General features: G+C 74.6%; 9 protein-coding genes. 2 read left to right on the top strand and 7 right to left on the bottom strand.

Annotated elements, in window-relative coordinates; genetic code table 11:
• Nucleotides 1–212 (bottom strand): hypothetical protein (locus QK440_RS17090; protein ID WP_282793965.1); only part of this gene is annotated, 212 nt, incomplete at its 3' end.
• Nucleotides 213–585: 373 nt separating this feature from the next.
• Here QK440_RS17090 and QK440_RS17085 point away from each other — a divergent pair.
• Nucleotides 586–786 (top strand): hypothetical protein, encoded by a 201-nt coding sequence (locus tag QK440_RS17085; RefSeq protein WP_190140817.1) that lies wholly within the window; start codon nt 586–588, stop codon nt 784–786.
• 146 nt (nt 787–932) lie between these two features.
• Here QK440_RS17085 and QK440_RS17080 read toward each other — a convergent pair whose 3' ends face one another.
• The 5 genes from QK440_RS17080 to QK440_RS17060 all read right to left on the bottom strand — a co-directional run bounded on the left by QK440_RS17080 (nt 933) and on the right by QK440_RS17060 (nt 6968).
• A complete protein-coding gene (locus tag QK440_RS17080) occupies nt 933–1676 on the bottom strand; it encodes an alpha/beta fold hydrolase (protein WP_282793964.1) in 744 nt (247 codons plus the stop codon).
• 247 nt (nt 1677–1923) lie between these two features.
• Nucleotides 1924–3042, bottom strand: a complete 1119-nt coding sequence (locus QK440_RS17075) for an agmatinase family protein (RefSeq protein WP_282793963.1) — start codon at nt 3040–3042, stop codon at nt 1924–1926.
• 102 nt (nt 3043–3144) lie between these two features.
• Nucleotides 3145–4416 (bottom strand): cytochrome P450, encoded by a 1272-nt coding sequence (locus QK440_RS17070; RefSeq protein ID WP_282793962.1) that lies wholly within the window; start codon nt 4414–4416, stop codon nt 3145–3147.
• Complete coding sequence (locus QK440_RS17065; protein WP_282793961.1) at nt 4416–5417, bottom strand: ACP S-malonyltransferase; 1002 nt, start codon at nt 5415–5417, stop codon at nt 4416–4418. Before QK440_RS17065 ends, QK440_RS17070 begins: the two co-directional genes overlap by 1 nt.
• A 117-nt stretch (nt 5418–5534) precedes the next feature.
• A complete protein-coding gene (locus QK440_RS17060; RefSeq protein ID WP_282793960.1) occupies nt 5535–6968 on the bottom strand; it encodes a class I adenylate-forming enzyme family protein in 1434 nt (477 codons plus the stop codon).
• Nucleotides 6969–7303: 335 nt separating this feature from the next.
• Between QK440_RS17060 and QK440_RS17055 the strand changes: the two genes are divergently transcribed.
• Nucleotides 7304–8965, top strand: a complete 1662-nt coding sequence (locus QK440_RS17055; protein WP_282793959.1) for a glycosyltransferase family 39 protein — start codon at nt 7304–7306, stop codon at nt 8963–8965.
• A gap of 70 nt (nt 8966–9035) precedes the next feature.
• Here the strand turns inward: QK440_RS17055 and QK440_RS17050 are convergent, their stop codons facing one another.
• Nucleotides 9036–21896, bottom strand: a complete 12861-nt coding sequence (locus tag QK440_RS17050) for a type I polyketide synthase (protein ID WP_282793958.1) — start codon at nt 21894–21896, stop codon at nt 9036–9038.
• Between the last annotated feature and the right edge of the window lie 132 nt (nt 21897–22028).

Raw genomic sequence — 22028 nt, 5'->3', positions numbered from 1 at the left:
CACACCCGCCGCACCACCAACACCACCACCACAACCACCTGCAACCCCAACCCCGCCCACGGACCAAACCGCGGGTGGCCCTCGCCGTTCTCCACGTTCCCGATGGCCACCAGGACGTTGGCGAGGATCAGGGCGGAGAGCAGGAAGAGGTCGGACGCCGCGGGGCGGAACCTACGGGTCCGCTGCTCTTCGGCCGTCCTGGCTGGCTGCACGACAAGCCCACCCCCGTACATGATCGGCTTCGCGCTGAGTTGGTCGTGAAGAGCTTAATCCGTGCCGCCAGCGGACCCCAGCCGCGCGCCTGACCTGGGGCTTTAACGGCTCTAAGTGCCGTTTGCGGTACGTGACGACGCTCACGGGCGCCGGGTCCGTGCACCGCCGGAGCGCGGCCCGCCAGGTCCACGAGAGGGGGAACGCGGCATCCGCCCACTACTTTCGTCGGTAGCGGTACCAACGTTTCCCTCTGCCCGGCGGCGGGTGCGGCCCGGTTGAATAAGTCTTGTTGGCAGCCCGGCAGGAGATACCGGGATACGGAGCAGGGGGCGAGAACTCTGCTCACCCCGTACAGAACATTTGAGGAGCGACATGCTGTGGGTCGGCATCGTCCTGGCCGTTCAGGGATTCGGGTCCTTCCTGACCGAGCGGATCTGGGACACAAAATTCGGGGTCACGGCATTGTTTCCCGATGACACGCCCTCCTGGGTGAGCCTGGCGATCGGCATTGTCGGTCTGATCATCCTTGCGTTCTGCGCGAGTTCACGCTCCCGCAAGTCCGTGCACCACTGATTTTCCCCGGACTCCCGGTGGCCGGTTCTCCCCCGTAACTGGCCACCGGGCTCTTTTCCTCCGCTACGCGGCCGTGCCCCGGCACACGAGAACTGGCGGGGCGGGCACCTCCTCCACCGAGGTGCCCGCCCCGCCAGTTCGGCGTGTCACGACGTGAGGTGCTCCTTCAGGACGGCGATGACGTCCTGGGCGTGGTCGGTGAGGTAGAAGTGGCCGCCGGGGAACACCTTCATGTCGAAGGCGCCCAGGGTGTGCGGCTCCCAGGCGCGCGCCTCGTCCAGGGTGGTGCGCGGGTCGTCGTCGCCGACCAGGACGGTGATGGGGCTGCCGATCTGCGCGCCGGGCTCGGCGCGGTAGGTCTCGATGGCGGTGTAGTCGCTGCGGATCGCCGGCAGCACCATGCGCAGCACCTCGTCGTCCCCGAGGATGCGCGGGTCCGTGCCACTGAGCTTGCGCATCTCGGCGATGACGCCGTCGTCGTCGCGCTGGTGGACGTTCTCGGGCCGGTACCGGGAGGGGGCGCGGCGGCCGGAGGCGAAGACGTGCGCGGGGGCCTGGCCGGCCCGCTCCAGGCGGCGGGCCACCTCGAAGGCGAGCACGGCGCCCATGCTGTGGCCGAAGAAGGTCAGCGGCAGGTCGGTGTGGCCGCGGAGCGCGTCGGTGATCCGGTCCGCCAGCTCGGCGACGGTCTCGACGCCCTTCTCGGTGTGGCGGTCCTGCCGGCCCGGGTACTGCAGGGCGACCACGTCGGCGACCGGGCTCAGGGCGGCCGAGACGGGGAAGTAGAAGCTGGCGGAGCCGCCCGCGTGCGGGAAGCACACCAGGCGGCGGGTGGCGTCGGGGGCGGGGTGGTACGAGCGGAGCCACAGGTCGGCGGCGGCTGTCGTCATGACGGTGTTCCATCCATGGGGATCGGCGGGACGTCGGGTCCGGTCGGAGCGGGGACGCGGGAGTGCAGGGACACGGCGGTGCGGTCACACGGCAGCGCGTACACGGCAGTACGGTCACACGGCAGTACGGTCTCACGGCGGTGCGGTCACACGGTGGGCGGGGGCGCACAGGCCGAAGGCGGGCCTCGGCCCGCCTTCGGCGGCGCGGCGCGCCGCGGGGCGCGCGCACCGTGGTGCGCCCCCGGGGTCACTTGAGGGGGAAGCGGACCTCTCCGGCCACGATCGGGTTCGCGTAGTTCTTGCTGGAGATCTTGATGCGGTTCAGGGCGAGGCCGGTCAGCGCCTCGAAGACGGCCCTGCGGGCGTTCATGGCGGTGGAGTAGCCCGCGTCCAGGTGCGGGGCGACCTCGACCACGTCCATGCCGACGAGGTCGGTCTCGTGGGCGATGCGGCGCAGCGCGGTGAACAGTTCGCGGGTGGTGAGCCCGGCGGGCTCGGGGGTGCCGGTGCCGGGGGCGAAGGCGGGGTCGAGCACGTCGATGTCGAGGGACAGGTAGACGTGGTCGGCGACCGCGCGGGCCTCCTCGATGACCTTGTCGATGACCGCGGCGAAGCCGACGCGCTCGATCTCGGCCATGAAGTGCGAGCGCATCCCGGCCCGGCGCATCCAGTTGAAGAGCTGGTCGTCCGGCCCGGAGATGGTGCGGATGCCGACCTGGATGACGTTGGGGCCGGGCACCATCTCCTCGTCGATGAGGCGGCGGATCGGCGTGGTGTGGGTGGCGCGGTGCCCGAACAGCTCCTCGTGGCAGTCGGGGTGGGCGTCGAAGTGGACGACGGCGATGGAGCCGCGCCCGTGCACCTCGGACAGGGCGCCCACGCTCGGCCACAGCAGCGAGTGGTCGCCGCCCAGGACGACCGGCCGCGCGCCGACCTCGGCGATCTCGCGGACGAGGCCGCGGATGGGCTCCATGGACCGGGTGATGTCGAACGGGTCGACGGCCGCGTCGCCGTAGTCGACGACCTTGAGCACGTTGAACGGGTTGACGCGGGTCGCGGAGTGCACGAACCCCTCGGGCGTGCTGTACAGGTAGCGCTCGTCGGCGCGGATCGCGCGCGGCCCGTAGGCGGCGCCGCGGTGGCCGCTGGAGACGTCCACCGGGCAGCCCACCACGGCCACGTCGACGCCGCCCGCCCGCAGGTCCTCCTGGGTGAGGGCGAGCGGGACGCCCATGAAGGTGGGCACGCCCGAGTAGGACGGCTGGACGTAGTAGCGGCGCAGGTCGATCGGGCCGGGCTCGCGCCGCGGGAACGTGGAGCGATCGACCTCCCGCCGCCAGTTCTCGGACTCGGGTGTCTCGCTCATCTCTCTCCTCGGGTACGGGGGTTCGTGCACGGCGGCGGTCCGCCGCTGGTTCTCGTGACGCGTGGGGCCCGGGCACCGGGGCCCGGGGCGGCGCGAACGGGCTCAGGCGGCCCTGCCGATGACGGGCAGCCGGGTGCAGCCGCTGATCACGGGCGAGCTGCGTCGCCGCACCGGCCCGGCGACGCGCAGGTCGGGCAGTCGCTGCGCCAGGACGCGCAGCGCGGTCTCGCCCTCCATCCGGGCCAGCGGCGCGCCGATGCAGTAGTGGATGCCGCCGGAGAACGACAGGTGCTCGGCGGGGTTCTCGCGGGTCAGGTCGAAGCGGTCCGGGTCGTCGTACACCTCGGGGTCGCGGTTGGCGGCGCCGATGAGGACGACCACGGAGCTGTCGGCCCGGATGTGGTGGCCGGCCAGCGCGATGTCCTGGTGCGGGACGCGCTGGGCCTGGAGGGCCGGGGAGTCGTAGCGCAGGGTCTCCTCGACGGCGCGCGGGGCGAGGTCCGGGTCGTCGAGCAGCAGGTTCCACTGCGTACGGTCGCCGGTCATGGCGAGGACGGCGTTGCCGATGAGGTTGGTGGTGGTCTCGAAGCCGGTGACGGCGAGGACGGTGCAGAAGGCGAGGAGTTCCTCCGTGCTGAGCTTGCCGTCGCCGTGGGCGGTGGTGAGGCGGCTGATGAGGTCGTCGCCGGGGTCCTTGGCGCGGAGCGCGATCAGCTCGGTGAAGACCTGGTCGAGGTCGTCGACGGCGGCGCGGAACTCCCGCGCCATCTTCAGGGACTTGACGCCGTCGATGACCGGGCCGACCTTGCGCCCGGCCCTGATGAACCGCTCGTGGTACTGCTCGGGGACGCCGAGCAGCTCGCCGATGACGAGCAGCGGCAGCGGGCCCGCGAAGTCCTCGATGAGGTCGAAGCCGTCCCGCGTGGCCGCCTGGTCGAGCAGGTGGTGGCAGAGCTTCTCCACCTGGATGCGGTACTTGCTGATCATCTTGGGCCCGAAGGCCGGCTGGGCGAGCCGGCGCAGCCGGGTGTGGTCGGGCGGGTCGAGGCCGAGGATGGAGCTGTTCCAGGGGATGTCGTCCATCATCTCGTGGCCGGGGACGCCGCCCTGGGTCCGGTTCAGGAACAGTGTGCGGTCGCGCAGGATCCTGCTGCCGAGCTCGTGGCTGCCGGTGACCCAGCTCCCCAGGTGGCTGCGGGGGATGGGGCCGCGCCTGCGCACCTTGGCGTACAGGGGGTAGGGGTCCGTGCGGCCCTGGAGCAGCCGCGTGAACGGGTCGCCGAAGAGGCCGAAGGCGCGCAGGATCGCACGGGTCGCGCCGAGCTTGGCGCTGAAGGCGAACCCGGCCGACTTGCTGTCCATGAGCGTGGCCATCACTGCTCCTTGCGCGAGGAGGTCCGGGCGGGTCGGGAGGAGGCGCGGGCGGGCCGGGCGGTGTCCCGGGCGGGCCGGGCGGCGGGCCTGAGGGCCTGCTCGGGGCCGAGCGCCACCACGTCGAAGTGGCGGGTGGTGACGCCGAGGCGGTGCAGGAGCCGGTCGGGGCCGGTGACGTGCGCCGTGGTCACGCCGTGGGCGCGCAGGGTGTCCACGACGGGGTGCCAGCGGACCGGGTGGTCGAAGGTGTCCAGGAGCAGGGTGCGCAGCCCGTCGGCGGTCGTCACCAGCGAGCCGTCGTGGTCGGCGACGACCGGCAGCTCCGGGTCGGCGAGGTCGACCGCGCCGAGGACCTCCTCCTCGGCGCGGGCCCGCAGGCCCGTCAGGACGCGGCAGTGCGCGGGCGGCTTCATCGAGTACAGCGAGTAGCCGCCGACGGCGCTGATGCGCCGCTGGAAGGACTCCAGGACCGGCTCCCGCAGGGTGATCATGTGCATGCCCTCGTCGAGCAGGCCGGAGACCTCGTGGAACTCACCGCGCTCGGTCAGCTCGGCGAGCACCTCGGTGAGCGCCGGCTCGGGCACCCGGGTGATGGTGAGGGTCACCAGGTCCTGGTACTGCTCCTGGAAGAACCGCTGCTCGCACAGGGCGAGTTCGTACGTGAGGCGGACCGCCTCGGGGAACGGCAGGGCGCCGCTGAACGCGGTGGCGGCCTTCTGGCCGAAGCTGAACCCGACGCAGAGGTCCGCCCGCAGGCCCCCGTCCTGCACGGCCCGGTCCGCGAGGGCCACCGAGTTGATGAAGAAGGCGACCTGGGCGAACTCCCCGAAGTCCTCTCCCTGGGCGCGGAACCCGTCCAGGACCGACCGGCCGAGCGCCTCGTCGGCGGCGGCGAGGCGCTTCCGTACGAAGGGGTCGATCATCATGAACTTGCCCACGTCGGTGAAGCGTGAGGGCCCCATGCCGGGGAACACCACGGCGCTGCGTGCCTGGTCGGTCATCATCCTGTCCGCTCTGTCCGTACTGGTCGTGCTGGGGCTGCTGGGAGTGCTGGTCGTGCTGGTTCTGCGGGTCGTGCTGGGGCTGCTGGTCGTGCTGGGGCGCCTGGTAGCCGGGGCTCAGGCGGAGGCGAGCTCCGCCGGTGAGCGCTCGGCCGCCCGCTGCTCCAGGGCGCGCCGGTCCGGCTTGCCGTTGCGGTTCAGCGGGAAGCTGTCGACGACGACGACCCGGTTGGGGTGCTCGTACGCGGGCAGGGCGTCCTTGATGCGGCGGCGCCACGCGGCGGCGTCCTGGCCGGAGGGGTCCTCGACGAAGAAGACGAGCTCGGAGCCGCGCGCGTCGTCCGGCAGGGCCACCACCTTGACGGTGCAGCCCGCGGCGGCGGCCTTCCGCTCGATGATCTCCGGGTAGAGCGTGTAGCCCATGCGGTGCACGGCGAGCTTGCGGCCCGCCACGAAGAGGTTGCCGGCCGCGTCGAGGTGGCCGAGGTCGCCGGTGCGGTACCAGCCCTGCTCGACCGGGTCGAGGGTGCCGTCCTCGGCGAGGTAACCGGCCATCATGTCGGGGGTGTTGACGACGAGTTCGCCCATCTCCCCCGCGGGCAGGACGTTGCCGTCGTCGTCCTGGACGGTCAGCTCCAGGCCCTTCATGACCTGGCCGCAGGCGACGGGGTTGTCGATGGTGGCGAAGGCGATGTTGCCCAGCTCGGTGCTGCCGTAGCTGTCGAGCAGCGGCCGGCCGAACTCCTCGACGTAGGCGTCCGAGAGGGCCGGGTCGAGCGGGGCGGCGCCGCTGCAGAACATGCGGACGCCGTCGAGCGCGCGCCGCACCTCGGGCTGGCGCCCGGCGAGGTTGAGCATGCTGCGGTAGGTGGCCGGGGTGGCGTCGACGACGGTGACCCCGCACTGGCCGCCCATGAGGAGCGACCGGTCGAGCCGCCGGTGCGGCGCGACGATGAGGGAGCACTCGGCGAGCCAGGCGATGAGCACCATGGACAGGCCGTACTGGTGGGCGAAGGGCAGCAGCGGCAGCAGTACGTCGCCGCGGCCGTGGCCCATGTGCGTGGCGTTGCGGCGCAGGTTCTCCAGGAAGCGGCCGCCGTTCTTGACCACGCCCTTGGGGGTGCCGGTGGAGCCGGAGGACCACATGATCAGGCCGTCCGGCAGGGCGCACCAGGCGTCGAAGTCGAGCGCCGGCTCGGTCGGGACCAGGCCGGAGGCCTCGACGAGCAGCTTGTAGAGGTAGACGGCGTCCTGCGTGTCGGACGGTATGGGCGCGTCGTCGTCGTACAGGCACAGGCGGGCGCGGGTGCGCTCGACGATGCGCCCGGTCTCGCGGGCGTGCTCCTGCTGGTCGACGAGGACGATGGAGGCGCCGACGTGCATCAGCGCGAAGAACGCGTTGAGCCAGGCCGCCGAGTTCCCGGCCTTGAGCAGCACCCGGTCTCCCGGCCGGACACCTTCCGCACGCAGGACCATCGCGACGCGCAGGGTGTCCTGCTCGAATTCGGCGAAGGTCCGCGCCGAATCTCCCGTGAAGATGTTCGGTGTCATCGAAGCCGCCCCCTTTCCCGGTTCTGAGAATTCAACGGGCACGATAAGGTCGAGCAATTCTCCCGCCCCGGGCGAGTCGCCGGGGAGCACCGTAAAAGCTAGGCAGCGCACCGCCGCAGCAGAACCCCTATCCTCCCCCTAGCAGCCCCTGAGCAGGTAATTCGGCGCCAGAAGGGGCGAGCTGACGGGCCGGGCCAACCGCTACCTTCGACGTGTTCAGGCCACGTACGTGATAAGTCGCGGAGGACCCGGTGGGAGTACGGACAGGGGCCGGTCAGGGACCGGTCGGGGAACAGGATAAGGAACGGGCACAGGATAACGAACGGCAGGAAACAGTGACGGTCCTGCCGGACGGAAAGCCGGACACCGAGCCCGGGGAAAAGCAGAACGAAGAGGCCGGGGCGACGGCCGCGGGGAAAACCGGCGGGAAAGCCGGAGCGGAGGCCGAGGGAACGGCGTCCGGCACGGCCGCCCAGGCAACCGATACGGCCGCCCCGGCAGCCGATGCGGCCGCCCCGGCAACCGGCGCGCTCCCGGAGTTCGCCGGGCGCTGGGCGGGCGCGGTCGCGGGCGCGTCCGGCCTCGCGCTGCTCCTGGTCAGCACCCGGTACGGGTTCCAGGGGGACGAGCTGTACTTCCTGGGCGCCGGGCAGCACCTGGACTGGGGGTACGCCGACCAGCCCGCGCTGCTCCCGCTGCTCGCCCGCGTCATCGACGCGGTGTCGGGCGGCTCGCTGTTCGCGCTGCGGCTGCTGCCCGCGCTGCTCACCGTGGCGGGCGTCCTCGTCGCCGCGCTCACCGCCCGCGAGTTCGGCGGCGCGCGCCGGGCGCAGGTCCTGACGGCGGCGGCCTACGGCTTCGCCCCGGCCGTCCTCATCAGCGGGCACGCCTTGTCGACGATGGCCGTCGACCTGTTCCTGTGGACGACGGTGAACTGGCTCCTGATCCGCTGGGTGCGCACCCGCGAGGACCGGCTGCTGCTGTGGTCCGGCCTGGCGACGGCGGTCGCGCTGCAGGGCAAGTACCTGATCGTCGGGTTCTGGCTGGTCGTCGTGGTCGCCGTGTGGGCGGCCGGTCCGCGGGAGATGCTGCGCCGCAGGCCGCTGTGGATCGGCGGGGCCGTCGCGGTGGTCGCGTCGCTGCCGGGGCTCGTCTGGCAGGCGCGGCACGACTGGCCGCAGCTCGAGATGTCCGGGGTGCTCGCCGACGAGGAGATCCTCGGCGGTCGCGCGGGCTTCCTGCCGTACCTGATCGTCCTGTCGGGCGGCGTGTTCACCGTCGTCCTGGTGTACGGGCTCGTGCGGCTGCTGCGCGCGCCGCACCTCGCGCCCTACCGGTTCCTGGCCTGGACGTTCCTCGGCCTGACGGCCGTGTTCCTGGTCACCGGCGGCCGGCCCGCCTACGTGGTGGGCGTCTTCGCGCCGCTGTGGGCGGCGGGCGCCGTGGAGCTGGCGCGCGGCGGCGGGGCCCGCTGGTGGCGGTGGCTGGCCGCGTGGCCGGTGGTCGCCCTGACGGCCCTGGTGTGCGTGGCGCTTTCGCTGCCGGTGTACCCGGTGTCGCAGGTGACGAAGACCGAGCAGCCCGCCAACAACCCGATGACCGCGGAGACGCTGCGCTGGCCGAACCTGATCGACGCGGTCGAGAAGGCGTACCGGACACTGCCCGCCGACGCCCGGAAGCGGGCCGTGGTGGTCACGCAGTACTACGAGGAGGCGGGCGCCGTCGACCACTTCGGCGCCGACCGCGGCCTGCCGGACGCCTACAGCGGCCACCGCGGCTACTGGTACTTCGGCGCGCCGTCCGACTCCTCGGGCCCGGTCCTGTACGTGGGGTCCGACGTCGCGAAGCTGAAGCCGTACTTCTCGTCCGTGCGGAAGGCCGCGCGGGCGGCGGGCGGTCCCGGTGAGAGCTACGTCGACGGCGTGCCCGTGTGGGTGCTCGACGGGCGCAAGCAGCCGTGGTCGACGATCTGGAAGGACTACGGCCACCTGTCCTGACCGCGCCGCGCGCCCCACGACGACGGCCCCGCCCCCACACGCTGTGGGGACGGGGCCGTCGCGCTGCCGGTCAGAGCTTGTCCAGCCACTCCTCCACGGCGCGGGCGGTGGTGCGGGAGTGCTCCTCCATCACCGTGAAGTGGGTGCCGGGCACGTCCACGGCCGTGTGCTCCAGCTTCCACGACGGGCGCCAGTCGTACTCCTGGGTCCACTCCATCAGCGGCTCGCTCGCGCGGACCAGGAGCGTCGGCGCCTCGATGGCGTCGGGCAGCAGGCCGAGGAACATGTAGCGGGCCATGGCGGTCACCCAGGCGTCGCCCCAGTCGTCGCCGTCACCACCGTCAGTGCCGCCGTTGCCACCGGGGCCGCCGTCGCCGCCGGGGCCGGGCACCGTGCCGTAGCGGTCGCTGAGCTGCTTGCCCATCGCGGCCGCCATGTCGCCGAGCGCCTTCTCCTCCACGTACGTGTCCACGAGCACGACGCCCGCGGGTCCGGCGCCCCGGCTCTCCAGCTCCCGTGCCACGGCGTGCGCGACGAGGCCGCCGGAGGAGTGCCCGGACAGGACGTACGGCTTGTCGCCGACGTGGCGCTGCACGGTGTCCGCGTGCAGCCGCACCAGCGCCTCCTTGTCGGCGGGCAGCAGCTCGCCCTCCAGGAAGCCGGGGTGGGTGATGACGCTGACGTCGCGCCGGTCGCGGAAGTACGCGCCGAAGCGGGCGTAGTCGTACGCGCTGGAGCGGCCGACGTACGAGGTGAAAAGGACCAGGCCGACCGGGTCCGCGCCCCGGGACAGCGTGAACGGGGCGCGGGGCGCGCCGAGTTCGGCCTCGGTGGTGAACGAGGCGCGGAACTGCGCCATCGTGCGGAGCAGCGGGATCAGGTCGTCGGCCCGGCCCTGCCGCGCGGCCTCGTCGTACAGCTCGGCGAGGCCGGTCGCGGGCCGGGGGGCAGCGGGCCGCGCGGGTGCGGGGGCCCCGGCGGCGGGCGCGGGCCGGGCGGGTGCCGGGGCGGCGGGCGGCTGCGTGGCGGCCCGCTGCCGCGTGGCGGCGGTCTGCGGCCCCGCTGCATCCGCCTGGGCCGCTTGCGGCTCCGCCTGGTCCAGGTCGGCGGCGAGGCGCGCGGCCAGGGACCTTGGTGTCGGGTTCTGGAACACCAGGGTCGCGGGGAGCCGGAGGCCGGTCGCGGCGGCGAGGCGGTTGCGCAGCTCGACACCGGTGAGGGAGTCGAAGCCGAGCTCCAGGAAGCCCCGTTCGTCCTCGACCCGGTCGGCGGACGTGAGGCCGAGGACCGCCGCGGCCTGGTCCCGCACCAGGGCGGCGAGCAGTTCGGCCCGCTCGTCGCCACCGGCCGCGGCGAGGCGGCGGGCGAACGCCTCCGCCTCGGAGGCGGCGGCGCCGGCGGCGGTCCGCCGGGCGGGGACCCGCACCAGGCGCCGCAGCAGCGGCGGCACGGCCTCGCCCCGGCGGGCACCCGCCCGCAGCGCGGCCGTGTCGAGGCGGACGGGCAGCAGCAGCGGCGCGCCCGCGGCCCTGGCGGCGTCGAACAGCGCGAGGCCCTCCGCCGACGCGAGCGGCAGGACACCGCCGCGCGAGATGCGGGTCCGGCGGGCCTCGTCGAGGTGGCCGGTCATCTCGCTGCTCTCGTCCCACAGGCCCCAGGCGAGCGCGGTGGCGGGCACGCCCCGGGCGCGCAGGCGGTGGGCGAAGGCGTCGAGGAACGCGTTGGCCGCCGCGTAGTTGCCCTGGCCGGGGCTGCCGAGGGTGGCGGCCGCCGAGGAGAACAGGACGAACTCCGCCAGGTCCGCGCCCGCGGTCAGCTCGGCGAGGTGCAGGGCCGCGTCCAGCTTGGGCCGCAGGACCGCGTCCACGCGCTCGGGCGTCAGGGACGCCAGCAGGGCGTCGTCCAGGACGCCCGCCGTGTGGACGACGGAGGTCAGCGGGTGCGCGTCGGGGACGGTGGCCAGGGCCGCCGCGAGCGCGTCGCGGTCCGCCGCGTCGCACGCCACCACGCGCGCCCGGGCGCCGAGCGCTTCGAGGTCGGCGACGAGGGCGGCGGCGCCGGGCGCGTCCGGGCCCCGGCGGCTGGTCAGGAGCAGGTGGCGGGCGCCGTGCTCGGCCACCAGGTGGCGGGCGACGAGCGCGCCCAGGGTGCCGGTGGCACCGGTGACCAGGACGGTGCCCTCGGGGTCGGGGGTGCGTACGGGCGCCGTGACGGTGCCCTCGGGGCCGGAGCTGGGTACGGGTGCCGCGGGGACGGCCGGGGCGGGCACCAGGCGGGGCGCGCGCGGCACGCCGTCGCGGAGCGCCACCTGCGGCTCGTCCAGCGCGAGTCCGTACGCCAGCAACCGGGCGTCGGCCGCGCCGGAGTCGGCCGTGCCGGTGGCCGCCGTGCCGGGGTCCAGGTCGATCAGGACCGGTCCGGCCGTGCCGGGGCCGCCCGCCTGCTCGGAGCGGGCCGAGCGGGCCAGGCCCCACAGCGCGGCGTGCGTCAGGTCGGGCACGTCGCCGCCGTCGGTGGCCACCGCGCCGCGGGTCACGAGGACCAGGCGGGCGGCGGCGAGGCGCGGGTCGGCCTGCCAGGTCTGGAGCAGGGCGAGCGCCCGGTGCAGGGCGGTACGAGCCGCCTCGGGCAGGGAGGCGTCCGGGGCCGTGTCCGGGTCCGGGCCGGGGGCGAAGGTGACGAGGACCGTGTCGGGCACCGCGGCCCCGGCGTCGAGGGCCGCGGTCAGCGCGTCGGTGTCGGCGTAGGCGTCCACGGGGGCGCCGGACGCGGTGAGCCGGGCGCCCACGCCCAAGGGGTCGGGGCCGACCGTCGCCCAGGTGGTGCCGGCCGGGTCGGCCGTGCCCGCGGGCAGCGGCGTCCACTCGACGGCGAACAGCGCGTCGCGGTGTCCGCCGCCGGCGGCCGCGCGGAGCTGCTCGGGGGCGACCGGGCGCAGTTCGAGGGAGTCGGCGCGGGCGACCGGGGCGCCGGTGTCGTCGGCGAGGAGCAGGGCCACGCCCCCGGCGTCGGCCGGGCGGAGGTGGACCCGGAGCACGGTGGCGCCCTGCGCGGCCAGCGAGACGCCGCTCCACGCGAAGGGCAGCCGTACGCCGTCCGCCTCCGCGAAGGGGGCGAGGGCCACGGTGTGCAGGGCGGCGTCGAGGAGCGCGGGGTGCACGCCGAAGGCGCGGGCGTCCCGGTGGGCGCTCTCGGGCAGCTCGACCTCCGCGTAGCAGGCGTCGCCCGCGGGGTCGCGCCAGGCGGCGCGCAGGCCCTGGAACGCGGGGCCGTAGGAGAGCCCGCCGTCGGCGAGGCGGTCGTAGAACCCGTCGAGGTCCACGGCCTCGGCGCCCTCGGGCGGCCACACGGCCAGTGGTGCGTCTGCCGTGCCCGCCGTGCCCGCCGTGTCCGGTTCCGGGTGGAGGGTGCCGGTGGCGTGCCGCGTCCAGGGGGCGTCGCTGCCCTGGGGCCGCGAGGAGACCGTCAGCGGGCGGCGGCCCGTGGTGTCGGGGGCGCCGACCCACACCTGGAGGGTGTGGGTCTCGTCGCCGGTCACGACGAGCGGCGCCTGGAGGGTGAGTTCCTCGACGAGTCCGCAGCCGGCCTCGTCCCCGGCGCGCAGCGCCATCTCCACGTACGCGGTGCCCGGCAGGAGCACGGTGTCGCCCACGGCGTGGTCCGCGAGCCAGGGGTGGGTGCGCAGGGACAGCCGTCCGGTGAGGACGTACTGGTCGCCGTCGGCGAGGTCCACGCGGGCGCCGAGCAGCGGGTGCCCGGCGGCGTCGAGGCCGGCGGACGCGACGTCGCCGGTGCCGGCCGGGGCGGGCTCGGGCCAGTAGCGCCGGTGCTGGAAGGCGTAGGTGGGCAGGTCGAGGGTGGTGCGGGCGCCGGGGAACAGCGCCTGCCAGTCGAGTTCCACGCCGTGCACGTGGGCGTCGGCGAGCGAGGCGAGCAGGCGGTCGGCGCCGCCCTCGTCGCGGCGCAGCGAGCCGAGCGCGGCGGCGCCGGTGCCCGCGGCGTCCGCGGCGTCGATGGTCTCCTGCACGGGCACGGTGAGCACCGGGTGCGGGCTCATCTCCAGGAACAGCCCGTACCCCTCTTCGAGCAGGCCGCGCGTGGCCTGCTCGAAGAGCACGGTGTGGCGCAGGTTGCGGTACCAGTAGCCCGCGTCCATGGGGGTGTTCGCGTCCAGCCAGGCGCCGGTGAGGGTCGAGTACAGGGGGATGTCCGCAGCCTTGGGCGCCACGTCGGCCAGCGCCTCCAGGAGGTGGTCGTGAATCTGCTCCACGTACGAGGAGTGCGAGGCGTAGTCGACGGGGATGGTGCGGGCCCTGATGCCGTGGGCGGCGCAGTGGGCGACCAGGTCCTCCAGGTCCCCGGGGTCGCCGGAGACGACGCGCTGGGAGGGGCCGTTGACGGCGGCGGTCTCGATGCGGCCGTCCCAGCCCGCGAGGAGCTCATCGGCCTCGTCCCGGGGCAGGACGAGGGAGACCATGCCGCCCTTGCCGGACAGGTCGCGGATGGCCCGGCTGCGCAGGGCCACGACGCGGGCGGCGTCCTCCAGGGTGAGGGCGCCCGCGACGCAGGCGGCGGCGATCTCGCCCTGGCTGTGGCCGACCACGGCGGCGGGCTCGACACCGGCCGCGCGCCAGACGGCGGCGAGGGACACCATGACGGCGAACAGGACGGGCTGGACGACGTCGACGCGGTCGAAGTTCTCGCCGCTCAGCTCCTCGGTCAGGTCCCAGTCGGCGTACGGGGACAGCGCCTCGGCGCACGCGCTCATCCGGGCGGCGAACACCGGGCTCTGCGCGAGGAGTTCGCGGGCCATGCCGGCCCACTGCGAGCCCTGGCCGGGGAAGACGAACACCGGCCGGACCGTGCCGCCGAGGGCGCGGCCCGCGACGACGCCCGGGGCGTCCGTGTCGCCCTGGGCCAGCCGGTCCAGGGCGGCGAGGAGTTCCGCGCGGTCGGCGCCGAGGGCCACGCCCCGGTGCTCGAACCGCGACCGGGCCACGGCCAGGGACCGGCCCGCGTCGGCGGGTTCGAGGCCGGGGTGCGCGAGCAGGTGCTCCCGCAGCCGGGCCGCCTGGGCGCGCAGGGCCTCCGGGGTCTTGCCCGACAGGGGCAGGGGGACCAGGCCGGGGGCCACCGAGGGCGCCTCGGGGGCGGCGGACGCGGGGGCGGGTCCGGCGGGGGCGGACTCGGGTGCCTCCTCGACGATGACGTGGGCGTTGGTGCCGCTGATGCCGAAGGAGGAGACGCCCGCGCGGCGGGGGGCGCCGTCCGGGCGCGCGGCCCAGTCGCGGTTCTCGGTGAGCAGCTCCACTCCCCCGCCGCTCCAGTCGACCTCGGGCGTGGGGGCGTCGACGTGCAGGGTCCGCGGCAGGACGTGGTGCCGCATCGCCATGACCGTCTTGATGACGCCGCCGACGCCGGCGGCGGCCTGGGTGTGGGCGATGTTCGACTTCAGCGAGCCGAGCCACAGGGGCCGGTCCTCGGTGTGCGCCTTGCCGTAGGTGGCGATGAGGGCCTGCGCCTCGATGGGGTCGCCGAGCGTGGTGCCGGTGCCGTGCGCCTCGACGGCGTCCACGTCGGCGGGCGTCAGACGGGCGTCGGTGAGGGCGGCGCGGATGACGCGCTGCTGGGAGGGCCCGTTGGGGGCGGTGAGGCCGTTGCTGGCGCCGTCCTGGTTGACGGCCGAGCCGCGGATCACGGCGAGCACCTGGTGGCCGTTGCGGCGGGCGTCGGACAGCCGTTCGAGCAGGAGCATGCCGACGCCCTCGCCCCAGCCGGTGCCGTCGGCCGCCGCGGCGAACGACTTGCAGCGGCCGTCGGGGGCGAGCCCGCGCTGGCGGCTGAACTCGGCGAACGAGGTGGGGGTCGGCATCACCGCGGCGCCGCCCGCGAGGGCCATCGCGCACTCCCCCTGGCGCAGCGCCCGCACCGCGAGGTGCAGCGCGACGAGGGAGGACGAGCAGGCGGTGTCCACGGTCACGGCGGGGCCTTCGAAGCCGAAGGAGTACGACAGGCGGCCGGAGGCGACGCTCGCGGCGTCGCCGGTCATGACGTAGCCCTCGACCCCTTCGGCGCCGTGCAGCGTGGTCGAGTAGCCCTGGGTGGACAGGCCGACGAACACGCCGGTGTCGCTGCCGCGCACCGTCGCGGGGACGATGCCCGCGCGCTCGAACGCCTCCCAGGAGGTTTCCAGGAGGAGCCGCTGCTGCGGGTCCATGGCGAGGGCCTCGCGCGGGTTGATGCCGAAGAAGTCCGCGTCGAACTGGTCGGCGTCGTGCAGGAAGGCACCGGTCGTGACGTAGGTCGCGCCCGCGTCACCGTCCGCGCCGCCCCGCGCACCGCCGTCCGTGCCACCGTCGAGGTCCGCCGGGGCGGTGACGTCCCAGCCACGGTTGCCGGGGAAGCCGGTCAGGCCGTCCTCGCCCGCGAACACCAGGCGCCACAGGTCCTCGGGCGAGCGGACGCCGCCCGGGTAGCGGCAGCTCATGGCGACGACGGCGACGGGCTCGTCCTGGACACCGTTGACGGCCGCGCCGCTCGCGGCGGCCGGGGCGGCGGGCTCCGGCAGCGCGCCGAGCAGTTCCGTCCCCAGGTGGGCGGCCAGCGCGACGGGCGTCGGGTAGTCGAAGACGAGGCTGGCGGGCAGCCGCAGCGTGGTGGCGGCGTTGAGGCGGTTGCGCAGTTCGACGGAGGTGAGCGAGTCGAAGCCCAGCTCCTTGAACGCCTTGGCCGCGTCCACCGACTCCGGCGACGGGTAGCCGAGCACGGCGGCGACGTCGGCGCGCACCAGGTCGACGAGGGCCTGCTCGCGCTCCTCGGCGCCGAGCCCCGCGAGCCGCTCGGCCAGCGGCGCCCGCCCCGTGTCCGCCGGGCCGCCCGCCTGCGGCGCGGCGGCCTTGCGGACCTGGGCGCGGACGAGGCCGCGGAACAGCGGCGGCACCTCGGCGCCGAACTGCTCCCGGAGCACGCCGGTGTCCAGTTTCATCGGCACCAGGGCGCCGTCGGGCTGCGCGAGGGAGGCGTCGAGCAGGGCCAGGCCCTCCGCGGCGGACAGGGCCGCCACGCCCGCCCGGTTCATCCGGTCGATGTCCCCCTCGGCGAGGGCTCCGGCCATGCCGCCCTGGTCGGCCCACAGCCCCCACGCCAGCGAGGTCGCGGCCAGGCCCTGCGCACGCCGGTACTGGGCCAGCGCGTCCAGGAAGGCATTCGCCGCCGCGTAGTTGGCCTGCCCGGCACTGCCCAGCACACCGGCAGCGGACGAGAACAGCACGAACGCCGACAGGTCCAGGTCCGCGGTCAGCTCGTGCAGGTTGACCGCCGCGTCGACCTTCGGCCGCAGGACCGTGTCCAGACGCTCCGGCGTCAGCGAGGTCAGCACACCGTCGTCCACGACACCCGCCACGTGCACCACGGCGCTCAACTGGTCGCGTACGCCGTCGAGTACGGCCGCCAGGGCCTCGCGGTCGGAGACGTCACAGGCAGCGATCGTGACGCGTGCGCCCAGCTCCTCCAGTTCGGCGCGCACCTGGTCCGCGCCCGGGGTCTGCTCGCCCCGGCGGGAGACCAGCAGCAGGTCCCGTACGCCGTGCTCACCGGCCAGGTGCCGGGCCACGACCCGGCCCAGACCGCCCAGGGCACCCGTGACCAGGACGGTGCCCTGGCCGTCGAAGCGCGGCGGCAGCGTCAGGACCACCTTGCCGACGTGCCGGGCCTGGCTCAGGTAGCGGAACGCCTCCGGGGCCCGGCGCACGTCCCAGGCCCTGACCGGCAGCGGCTCCAGCACACCCCGCTCGAACAGCGAGAGCACCTCCGCCAGCATCTCCTTGATCCGGTCGCGTCCCGCGTCGATCAGGTCGAAGCTCCGGTACGTGACTCCGGCGTGCCCGGCCGCGACGGCGTCCGGGTCGCGGAGGTCGGTCTTGCCCATCTCCACGAAGCGCCCGCCCCGCGGCAGCAGCCGCAGCGACGCGTCCACGAACTCCCGCGCCAGGGAGTTCAGGACCACGTCCACACCCCGGCCCGCGGTGTCGTCGAGGACGGACGCCTCGAAGTCCAGCGTCCGGGACGAGGCGATCCGCGCGTCCGGGATGCCCAGCTCCCGCAGTACGTCCCACTTCCCGGTGCTCGCGGTGCCGTACACCTCGGCCCCGAAGTGCCGGGCGAGCTGCACCGCCGCCATACCCACACCACCGGCCGCCGCGTGCACCAGCACCGACTCCCCCGCCTGAAGGTCCGCCAGGTCCCGCAGCGCGTAGTACGCCGTCAGGAACACCGTCGGCACCGACGCCGCCCGCGCGAACGACCAGCCCTCGGGGATACGGGCCACCATCCGCGCGTCCGCGACCGCCAGGGGGCCGAAGCCCGCTTCCAGCAGGCCCAGGACGCGGTCGCCGACCGCGAGGTCCGTCACGTCGGCGCCGACCTCGACGACGACACCGGCACCCTCGGTGCCCATCACCGCGTCCCCCGGGTACATGCCCAACGCGATCAGTACGTCGCGGAAGTTGACGCCCGCGGCCCGGACCTCGACGCGGACCTCGCCCGCGCCGAGCGGCCGGTCCCCGGACACCTCGGCGTCGTCCGTGCCGGGCAGCAGGGCCAGGTTCTCCAGGGTGCCCTTGCCCGTCACGCCCAGGTGCCAGGACTCCCCCGCCGGGACCGGGAGCCCGCCGCTCCCTGCGCGCACCAGGCGCGGCGCGCGGAGCACGTCGCCGCGCACGGCGAGCTGCGGCTCGTCCAGCGCGGGCAGGACGGGGAGCTGTGCCAAGGCAGCCGCCGAGCCGTCGACGTCGACGAGGGCGAGGCGGCCGGGGTTCTCCGACTGCGCCGAGCGGAGCAGACCCCACACCGGGGCGTCGATCAGGCCGGACGCCGAGACCACGTCACCGGAGCCCACACCCACGGCACCCCGCGTCACCACGACCAGCCGCGCGTCCTCGCCGCCCTCATAGGACAGCCACTCCCCCACCGTGGCGAGGGTGGCGTACAGGGACCTCCGCACCGCCGCGGCGGTGTCACCGCCCTCCGCACCCGCGCAGGTCACGAACACGCACTCCGGAGCGGGAGCACCATTGCCGACCGCCTCGGCCAGCGCCGCCACGTCCGCGTACGCCGCCACGGACGCACCGGCACCCTCCAGCGCGGCCCGCACCCCCCACACGTCCGCACCCAGAACGGCGTAGCCGACAGCGTCCGCCGGGGCGGGGGCGGGCACCACGGTCCAGTCCACGCGGAACAGCGCGTCGTTGTGGGCGCCGCGCCCGGTGTCCGCGTCGGGTGCCGCGATGGGCCGCAGGACGAGGGAGTCGACGGTGGCGACCGGGGCGCCGTGGGTGTCGGCGACGGTGAGGGCCACGCCGTCGGTTCCGGCGGCGGTGAGGCGGACGCGCAGCGCGGACGCGCCGGTCGCGTGCAGCGTCACGCCGGTCCAGGAGAAGGGCATGCGGCCCTGCTCGGTGTCGGACACGAAGGTGCCGAGGCCGAGCGGGTGCAGCGCGGCGTCGAGGAGCGCGGGGTGCAGGCCGTACGCGTCGGCCCCGTCCCGCTCCTCCTCCGGCAGCGTGACCTCGGCGAAGAGTTCGCCGTCGCGCCGCCACACCGACCGCAGGCCCTGGAAGGCCGGCCCGTAGCGGAACCCGGCGGCGGCGAGGCTGTCGTACAGCGTCGCGGTGTCGGCGCGTTCGGCGCCGGCGGGCGGCCACTGGGCCAGGTCGGTGCCGGTTTCCCGGGCGGCCGGGGCCGGGGCGAGGGTGCCGGTGGCGTGGCGCAGCCAGGGCTCGTCGGACCACAGGTCGTCGTCGGCGGCGGCGCTCTGGGGCCGCGAGTAGAGGTTCACCGGGCGGCGGCCGAGGGCGTCGGCCGCGCCCACGGCGAGCTGGAGCTGCACGGCGCCGCGCTCGGGCAGGACGAGGGGCGCCTGGAGCGTCAGCTCCTCCAGGTGGGCGCAGCCGACGCGGTGTCCGGCGTGCAGGGCCAGTTCGACGTAGGCGGTGGCGGGCAGCAGGACCGTGCCGCCGAGAGCGTGGCCCGCGAGCCAGGGGTGGGACGCGAGCGAGAGTCTGCCGGTGAACAGGTACCCGTCCATGTCGGCGAGGGCCACGGCGGCGCCGAACAGCGGGTGGTCCGCCGGGTGCAGTCCGGTGGCCCGGGCGTCCCCGGCGCCGGGGACGGCGGGGCGCGGCCAGTAGCGCTGGTGCTGGAAGGCGTACGTGGGCAGGTCGACGCGGCGGCGGCACGCGACGGGTGCGTACAGCGGCGCCCAGTCGACGGTCACGCCGCGGACGTGCGCCTTGGCGAGGGCGGTCAGGAACGTGTCGGTCTCCGGGCGGTCCTTGCGCAGGGCCGCGACCAGGCCGCTCTGGGCGGCGGGCTCGGTGAGCGCCTCGTGCGCCATGGCCGTGAGCACGGAGTCGGGGCCGAGTTCGAGCAGCGTGGAGACGCCGAAACCGGTGAGGGCACCGAGACCGTCGTGGAAGCGGACGGCCTCGCGGATGTGCCGCACCCAGTACTCGGGATCCTTCAGCTCGTCCGCGGTGGCGAGGCGGCCGGTGAGGTTGGAGACGACCGGCAGCTTCGGGTCCTCATACGTCAGACCCCGCGCGACCCGGCGGAAGTCGTCGAGCATCGGGTCCATGAGCGGCGAGTGGAAGGCGTGCGACACCTTCAGCCGCCGCACCTTGCGCCCCTCACCACGCAGCGAGTCCTCAATGACATCGAGGGCCGCACGGTCACCGGACAGCACAACCTGTTCCGGGCCGTTGACGGCTGCCACACCGACCCTGTCCGCAAGCCCGTCCAGCAGCGGCAGCACCTCGGCCTCCGTCGCCTGGACCGCCAGCATGCCGCCACCCTCGGGCAACGCCTGCATCAACCGGCCCCGCGCTGCCACCAGTCGCACCGCGTCCTCAAGCGACCACAACCCCGCCACGTGCGCGGCGGCCAGCTCACCGATGGAGTGCCCGCCGACGATCTCGGGACGTACGCCGAAGGACTCCGCGAGCCGGAACAGCGCCACTTCGAAGGCGAACAGCGCGGGCTGGGTGTAACCGGTCTGTTCGAGGAGGTCGGCGTCGGTACCGAACATCACGCTCTGGAGCGAACGTTCTATCAAGCCGTCGAAGAGGTCACACACCTCGTCCAGCGCGTCGGCGAACACCGGGAACGTCTCGTACAGTTCGCGGCCCATGCCGGGGCGCTGACTGCCCTGCCCGGTGAAGACGACGCCCAGGCGGCCCTCGGCCACCGTGCCGGTCACCAGGTCGGGGCGGTCGGTGCCGGAGGCGACCGCGTCGAGGCCCGCCAGGAGGTCCGTCCGCTCGCGCCCGAACAGCACCGCCCGGTGCTCCAGCGGCGAGCGGCCGGACAGCAGGGACCAGCCGACGTCCACGGCGTCCAGGCCCTCGTCGCCCGCGACGTGCTCGCGCAGCCGCTCGGCCTGCGCCCGCAGCGCCTCCGGACTGCGGCCCGACACCAGCCACGGCACCGCCGTCACCGGAGCGACCGGCTCCACGACCTCGGCCGCTTCGGCGGGCTCCTCGACCGGCGCCTGCTCCACGATCACATGCGCGTTGGTGCCGCTCACCCCGAACGACGACACACCCGCGCGACGCGGGACGCCGTCGCGCTGCGGCCACTCGCGGGCCTCCGTGAGCAGTTCGACGGCCCCTGCGGACCAGTCCACGTGGGTGCTGGGCCGGTCGGTGTGCAGGTTCTCGGGCAGGACGCCGTGGCGCATGGCCATGACCATCTTGATGACGCCCGCGACGCCCGAAGCGGCCTGGGTGTGGCCGATGTTGGACTTGACCGAGCCGAGCAGCAGCGGCCGGTCGGCGGGCCGGTCCTGGCCGTAGGTGGCGAGGAGCGCCTGGGCCTCGATGGGGTCGCCGAGGACCGTGCCGGTGCCGTGGCCCTCGACGGCGTCGATGTCGCCGGTGCTGAGGCGGGCGTTGGCGAGGGCCTGGCGGATGACGCGCTGCTGCGAGGGCCCGTTGGGGGCGGTCAGGCCGTTGCTGGCACCGTCCTGGTTGACGGCGGAGCCCCGTACGACCGCCAGGACCTCGTGGCCGTTGCGGCGGGCGTCAGAGAGGCGCTCCAGGGCGAGGACGCCGACGCCCTCGCCCCAGCCGGTGCCGTCGGCGGCGTCGGCGTACGGCTTGCAGCGGCCGTCGCCCGCGAGGCCGCCCTGGCGGCTGAACTCCGCGAACGCCCCCGACGTGACCATGACGGCGACGCCACCGGCGACCGCGAGGTCGCACTCCCCCTGGCGCAGCGCCTGAGCCGCCAGGTGCAGGGCCACCAGCGACGACGAGCAGGCCGTGTCGACGGTGACCGCCGGGCCCTCCAGGCCGAACACGTACGACACGCGGCCGGAGATGACGCTGGAGACGTCGCCGGTGAGCAGATAGCCGTCGACGCTGTCCGGCGAGGCCATGAGGGCGGGGCCGTAGCCCTGGGCGGTGGCGCCGACGAACACGCCGGTGCGGCTGCCGCGCAGCGAGGCCGGCGGTATCCCGGCCCGCTCGAAGGTCTCCCAGGTGGCTTCCAGGAGGAGCCGCTGCTGCGGGTCCATGGCCATGGCCTCGCGCGGGGAGATCCCGAAGAACGCCGCGTCGAAGTCGCCCGCGTCGTACACGAAGCCGCCGCCGCGCTCCTTGGCGGCCGTGTCGCCGGGTGCGCCGTCGGTGCGGCCGGCGAGCGCGTCGACGTCCCAGCCGCGGTCGACGGGGAAGGCGGACAGCGCGTCCGTGCCGTCGGCCACGAGCCGCCACAGGTCCTCGGGGCCGCGGACGTCGCCCGGGTAGCGGCAGCTCATTCCGACGATGGCGACGGGCTCGGGCTCCTCCGCCTCCGCTTCGCGCAACCGCTGGCGCGTCTCGTGGAGGTCGGCGGTCACCCGCTTGAGGTAGTCGAGGAGCTTTTGCTGGTCCGCCATCGGAAACTCACCTGTTCGCGTAGTCACAGAAAAATCGCGTCGTAACGGGAAGACCGCACCGGTCGGTCGGGGCCGACCGGGCCGGTGACCGGCCCGGTCGGCGGGGTGTGGCCGGCGGGTCCGGCCGGCCGG

Origin of the sequence: Streptomyces sp. CC224B (assembly GCF_030010595.1) — a bacterium.
GTDB classification, from domain to species: domain Bacteria; phylum Actinomycetota; class Actinomycetes; order Streptomycetales; family Streptomycetaceae; genus Streptomyces; species Streptomyces longispororuber.
Note: the sequence above shows the minus strand (reverse complement) of the source record. Positions and strands in the feature narration are given on the sequence as shown.

Coding starts and splice junctions, on each gene's coding strand:
- QK440_RS17050 (WP_282793958.1), bottom strand. CDS start 21,896: ATGGCGGACCAGCAAAAGCTCCTCGACTACCTCAAGCGGGTGACCGCC.
- QK440_RS17060 (WP_282793960.1), bottom strand. CDS start 6,968: ATGACACCGAACATCTTCACGGGAGATTCGGCGCGGACCTTCGCCGAA.
- QK440_RS17070 (WP_282793962.1), bottom strand. CDS start 4,416: ATGGCCACGCTCATGGACAGCAAGTCGGCCGGGTTCGCCTTCAGCGCC.
- QK440_RS17065 (WP_282793961.1), bottom strand. CDS start 5,417: ATGACCGACCAGGCACGCAGCGCCGTGGTGTTCCCCGGCATGGGGCCC.
- QK440_RS17075 (WP_282793963.1), bottom strand. CDS start 3,042: ATGAGCGAGACACCCGAGTCCGAGAACTGGCGGCGGGAGGTCGATCGC.
- QK440_RS17080 (WP_282793964.1), bottom strand. CDS start 1,676: ATGACGACAGCCGCCGCCGACCTGTGGCTCCGCTCGTACCACCCCGCC.
- QK440_RS17085 (WP_190140817.1), top strand. CDS start 586: ATGCTGTGGGTCGGCATCGTCCTGGCCGTTCAGGGATTCGGGTCCTTC.